Origin of the sequence: Bradyrhizobium sp. Cp5.3, from assembly GCF_000426265.1 — a bacterium.
GTDB classification, from domain to species: domain Bacteria; phylum Pseudomonadota; class Alphaproteobacteria; order Rhizobiales; family Xanthobacteraceae; genus Bradyrhizobium; species Bradyrhizobium neotropicale.
This window is the reverse complement of sequence record NZ_AUFA01000106.1, coordinates 1-5,341: the sequence shown is the minus strand read 5'-3', so window position 1 is coordinate 5,341 and position 5,341 is coordinate 1. Positions and strand designations below refer to the sequence as shown.

The window sequence follows — 5,341 nt, the reverse complement described above, 5'->3', positions numbered from 1 at the left end:
TTGATCGGCGGCCAGGTGAACTGCCCCTCGATTCTCTTGTAGTAAAGGACAAGGCCGCTTCCGTCCCAGGTCAGGATCTTCACGCGATCTCGGCGCTTGGAGCGGAAGATATAAAGTCCGCCGTCGAACGGATCGGCTCCAAACGCCTCGCTCACCAGCATCGCCAGCGAGTCCATGCCGCGACGGAAATCGACCGGCTGCGTCGCGATCCAGATCGACAACCCGGGTCGCAGCCCGATCATCGGCAAACCGTCCCGACTGCCGCCAGCACCTCGCACAGCGCCCGCCGGTCGACCGTCCCCCTGACACGGATGCGAACCGCGCCGACCTCGATCTCGATTGCCGCCTGCTCCTCGCACGACGGCAATTTGCCCCCGCAGCCGGTGATCGCGACCGGCACAAAGCCAGGTGGCACGTCTCCAGCCCCGCGCTCCGCGACCTTCGCCCGCGTCGTTTGACGACGCCACAGAAACAACAGGCTTGGGCTGATGTCATGTCGCCGCGCCACCGCGGACACGCTTGCACCCGGCGCAAAACTCTCCGCGACAATCGCCCCCTTCGCATCGGTCGACCAGCGCCGGCGCCGGCCGGTCCCGGTGATGATCTCGACACGCTGCAGCGTGTCGGCGCCGTCTTCGAGGATAGGCGTATGCCTATCCTTATCGCCATCCTTACGACTATCCTTTGACATGGTGACCTCGTGACCAACCAATCCACGAGATCTTCCTAACCCACCAGATCAGCCCTCAGCGCGTGGTCCCTGGATGACGCTCACAACCTTTGCCAGGCCGGCGGTGGCGATGATGCCCAATTCGGCCAGATGCGCGCGCAGGGCGTTGACCGCCTGCGTTCGCTGTCGCACCAAAAGGGCGCGGGTCTTCAGCACCATCGCGGCAGCCTGCTGCTCGGCCGTCTTGATCGGCACGAAGCGCATGGTCTTTCGGGTCACCGCTTCGCTGATGGCCTCTGCGTCCGCCGCATCCGTTTTGCCTCGCTTGACGAAGGGTTTGACATAAGCCGGCGGAATGAGCCGCACCTCGTGACCGAGAGCTGCGATCTCGCGCGCCCAATAGTGGGCGCTACCGCATGCTTCCATCCCCACCAGGCATGCTGGCAGCTTCTCGAAGAAGCGCAGAACTTCGCTGCGCCGCAACTTCCTGTTGAACACGGGTGAGCCTTCAGCATCCGCCCCGTGCACCTGGAAAACGTGCTTGGCCAGATCCAGCCCGATGGTGATAACCTGTTTCACGGAACGGTCCCTCCTTTGTGGCGTTCGAACAACGACCACGTTCTAGCACTTTGATGCTGTTGGAGCGGGCCGTTCCACCACATCAAGTTTTATCCAGTCCTGAGTTCGCTCCGGCTGTTGGATTTGCCCGATTGGGCGGTGGTAGCGACGGGAGCTGGCGCGGAGCCTTCGGCATAGCGCAGCGCCAGATCGTAACCGGCATGAGCTCCCACGTCTGCGGTGATCAGCGGGCGCGTGGGTAGCGGATCGGCATCCAATATTGGCGCATGGCCTCGACGACCGCTGGAATATCGGCGTGGACGTTACGCAGAAAGTCGGCGGTCTCGCGGCCGCTTCGGGGTGGTCCAAGCGTAACCGACATGAGGCCTTCACCTCGTCATCGCGCGGTTCGCTTGGGATACAGCCTGGCATGAGGTGATAGGTGGAGGTGAAGCGATGGTAAATGCCATGCTTGATGCCAGGCAGGAAGGCGACTCCTATCGTCGCGTCGAGGTGATCACCGGGGAACGCCGACGGCGACGGTGGACGGGCGAGGAGAAGGCCCGGGTCGTGGCGGAGAGCTTTGAGGAGGGTGCGAACATCTCCGAGGTGGCGCGGCGCAATGGCGTTTCCCGTGGGCTGCTCACGGTGTGGCGACGCCAGGTAGCGGCGGCGGTAGCCGGCAAAGCCCAGAACTTCGTGCCAATCCAAATTGGTGCCGAGAGCGATGGCGGCAGAGCTGGCGAGTCCGAGTGTATTTCGCCGGTACAGATGAAGCCCTTTGAGATTGCCGCGCCGCCGGGCAAGGTCTGTGGAGTGGTCGAGATCGAGATGAACGGGGCGCGCATCCGGGTCGAGCCGGGCGTGGAGCTGGCGACGCTGTCGACCGTGCTGGCGGCGCTTCGGGGTAATCCGGTGATCGCGCTACGCTCTGACCTCAAGGTGGTGCTGGCGACACAGCCGGTCGACTTTCGCAAGTCGGTGCATACGCTGTCGGCACTGGTGAGCGAAGCGCTGCGCGCGAATCCGTACTGCGGCGACGTCTTCGTGTTCCGCAGCAAACGCACGGACAGAGTGAAGCTTCTGGCGTGGGACGGCAGCGGCATGGTGCTGGTGACGAAGTGGTTGCACCAGGACGTTTCACCTGGCCGCCGATCCGCGACGGCGTGGTGCATCTCAGTGCGACACAGCTCGCGATGCTGCTCGACGGACTCGAGTGGACGCGCGTCTCGCCCAAGCCGGTGAAGCAGCCGGCAATTGTCGGCTGAGAGGAGAGGATTTCGCTGGAGCCTGCGGCGCGCGGCGGTATGGTCCATTTATGGCGATTCGCCCGGACGTTCTCCCGACTGATCCAGCCGCTCTAACCGAGATGGTGCTCGCGCTCGACGCCGAGAACGAGAAGCTGCGTGTTGCGATGCAGACGCTCAAGGAGATGATCTTCGGGAAGCGCTCGGAGCGCCTTGCCACGCTCGTGGCCGTCATCTTCGCTCCTGATTCGCGGCAAGAAGCCTCGCCGCTGTCAGGCAGAAAATCCACTCAAGCTACTGTCCGAATTTGCGGAGCCAGCTCTGCATGCCGTCGAAGCCTTTGTATCGGCACCGACGCAGGCCGTGTCGCCGCTTGGCTACGCTGATGCGGCCTTCGGATCCCGTCCGCCATTTCTGACCCTGGCGGAACCAGCGCTTCTTCTGCTCTCGTCTTCGTTCTTGTACAATCTCGTTTTGGCACGCTGATTGCAGTGGGCAGTTTAAGGGGTCTGTAGAGCTATAGCGGTCCTGCGACCACGTTCTTGAAGCACCTACGTTGTGGTCCTGACGAAGGGGTTCGCTTTTGAAGCGCGACTCATGTTCCAGCAAAAGTGGGCACTAGATAACTCTCAGGGCTGACTAGGTTCGATTAGCATTCAGTGCGGGTAGCTCTCGAGCAAATCCTGACGAGTGCGGCAGGCCTAAGTCTCTATGGGGTGCCTTCGGGAGCTACTCAAGCTACGCGATGGATTGGCTGAGCGATGGAAATCGTACAAAAAATGGTACACCGGTCTCCTCCGATGCGCACAGGTTCCTGCGGCCCAGCCAAAAATAGTAGGCTGCGAGCTGTAACTCCGACAATCTATTCTAGCGTCTTTGTTGGTAGTGGTACGCTAGCCATCAAGTGCGCTCAGCTAGCGATAGAGATGGGCCACGATATTCGCGCGGCGCTGTGTGCCGATGCCGTATTCGCCGATTGGGCCGCTCGCGCCAATATCCTATGTGTTGTGAGCGTCGAAGAGCTTTCCACCTTACTGAAGGCTGAGCCGGTGGAGTACCTGTTTTCCGTTGCGAATCCGTTCATATTGACAGTGGATGTGTTTGGGCGAGCCCGTCAAGGCGCTTTCAACTACCATGACGGCCCGTTGCCACGATATGCGGGAACTCATGCCACGTCGTGGGCGCTGGTGGCCCAAGAAACCGAATATGCCGTCACGTGGCATCGCATCGATGATGGCATTGATACGGGCGACGTGATTGTCCAACGACAAGTGTCGAGTGCCTCCACCGATACAGCATTAACTTTGAACCTCAAATGTTATGAGGCTGCAGTCGAGGGCTTACGCGAGCTTTTAACTGGCTTAATATATGGAGGGCTCCGTGCTCGTCCGCAGGCGCTTGCGGACCGAAGTTTTTTCCCGAAACGTCGACGTCCAGATGCCGCGGGCTGTCTGCGATGGGATCGGTCCGCGCAAGATCTGTCAGCGATGACACGCGCCTTGGACTTTGGCCCGTATCATGCCAATCCATTGGCGCTCTCGAAGGCTCTCGTAGGCGATGACGTCCTCGCTGTCAGGCGCTTGGAGTTGACGGCTGGGCGCTCGGGCTTTGCGGCGGGGTATCTAATTGAAATCCATCCCAGCCACTGGCGTGTGGCGACAGGTACGGAGGATGTTGGTGTTTGCTTTGGCGGCGACGATGGTCAGGTGCTGGACGCGCGAGCCCTCGCCAGGCACCTTAATCTGAATGAAGGTGATTGCCTTCCGATTTTGAGTGATGAGGAGGCGCGGAGCATAACTGCCATACATGAAGTGCTGGCGCCTCGGGAGAGTTTTTGGCGACGGCGGCTTGAGCAGTTCAAAGCATGCCAGCTTCCTTTTCTGTCGTCTGCAGAAGCTGTGGCTTCGCCCAGATGGCAGTCGAGTACGTGGCAAATTCCAGGTGCGTTGACTGAGCTTTCCCCCGGGGATCGCATGGAATTCTTACTAACCGCTTGGCTGATCTATCTCGTCCGCATCACGGGGGACTCAGAGCTTCAATTGGGATATACTCCCGCCCCGAATGGATCGCGAGCCGGCCTGAAAGCGCTCAAGGTGCTTGTCGCTTCCGTCGTGCCGATGGCAATTACCATAGACCTCGCCAATGATTTTGCAAAGGCGCGCACGGCGGTTGCGGCCGAATTCGCTCAGCTGAAGGAGCAGGATAGCTTTGCGTGGGATATTATTGCGCGATGCCCGACGTTGCGCGGTGTAGAGGCGCTACGATTGCGCCGTCCCTGGCCGGTTGGCGTTACGATTACTGCAAATGGCGGATCTGCCGCTGGTGATCTAGCTTCGAGCCCAACTTCTGAGGCCGCTCTGCCTGGTGAGGCGCTAACGTTTGAGGTTTGCGCTCTGGATGGGAGCTTCCGATGGCACTTTGATGCAAGTCGCTTGGAGCCCAATCAAATCGACCGCATGACCCAGCATTTGCAAAATTTGTTGTGTGCTGTGAAGGTCGATGCGCAGCAGCCGGTGGGGCGGATCGAGCTGCTGTCGTGCGCTGAGCGGGCGTATCTGCTGGAGGAGTTGAACCGGACGGCGGCGCCTTATCCCTCGGAGGTGTGCATCCACGAGCTGTTCGAGGCGCAGGTCGCCAAGGCGCCGGACGCGGTGGCGGTGGTGTTCGAGGACGAACGCGTCAGCTATGGCGAGCTCAATGCGCGGGCCAACCGGCTGGCGCATCATCTGATCGGGCTCGGGGTGAGGCCGGACCAGCCGGTTGCGATCTGTCTTGAGCGCAGCGTGGCGATGGTGGTGGGGCTTCTGGCGATCCTCAAGGCGGGAGGGGCCTATCTGCCGCTGGACCCGGCCTATCCAAGCGCGCG

At 61.0% G+C, this 5,341-nt stretch carries 3 protein-coding genes and 4 pseudogenes; 3 read left to right on the top strand and 4 right to left on the bottom strand.

From position 1 onward, the window contains the following. The 3 genes and pseudogenes from tnpB (K289_RS0140370) to K289_RS47225 all read right to left on the bottom strand — a co-directional run. A partial coding sequence (tnpB, locus tag K289_RS0140370; RefSeq protein WP_035687952.1) for an IS66 family insertion sequence element accessory protein TnpB occupies positions 1 to 242 on the bottom strand: 242 nt, incomplete at its 3' end. After that, entirely contained in the window at positions 239 to 691 is a 453-nt protein-coding gene (locus K289_RS53325; RefSeq protein ID WP_156918464.1) for a transposase, read from the bottom strand. The genes tnpB (K289_RS0140370) and K289_RS53325, both read right to left, overlap by 4 nt. 72 nt (positions 692 to 763) lie before the next feature. Further along, positions 764 to 1,249, bottom strand: a pseudogene (locus K289_RS47225) (IS110 family transposase); the annotation flags it as partial. A gap of 435 nt (positions 1,250 to 1,684) precedes the next feature. Here K289_RS47225 and K289_RS51305 point away from each other — a divergent pair. Together K289_RS51305 and tnpB (K289_RS47215) are read left to right on the top strand one after the other, a co-directional pair. Continuing rightward, positions 1,685 to 1,891, top strand: a pseudogene (locus K289_RS51305) (transposase); the annotation flags it as partial. Between the two features lie 252 nt (positions 1,892 to 2,143). Further along, positions 2,144 to 2,496 (top strand): annotated as a pseudogene (gene tnpB, locus K289_RS47215) (IS66 family insertion sequence element accessory protein TnpB). A 291-nt stretch (positions 2,497 to 2,787) separates the two neighbouring features. On the opposite strand, the pseudogene K289_RS51295 reads toward tnpB (K289_RS47215), so the two are convergent. Then, positions 2,788 to 2,931: pseudogene (locus K289_RS51295) on the bottom strand (transposase); the annotation flags it as partial. A gap of 470 nt (positions 2,932 to 3,401) precedes the next feature. Between K289_RS51295 and K289_RS51290 the strand changes: the two are divergent. Then, positions 3,402 to 5,341, top strand: a 1,940-nt coding sequence (locus K289_RS51290; protein ID WP_198024892.1) for an AMP-binding protein, incomplete at its 3' end; no start/stop codon positions are given.

What these genes read in the sequence shown, in the direction of transcription:
- K289_RS53325 (WP_156918464.1), bottom strand. Translation starts at nt 691, where the DNA reads ATGTCAAAGGATAGTCGTAAGGATGGCGATAAGGATAGGCATACGCCT.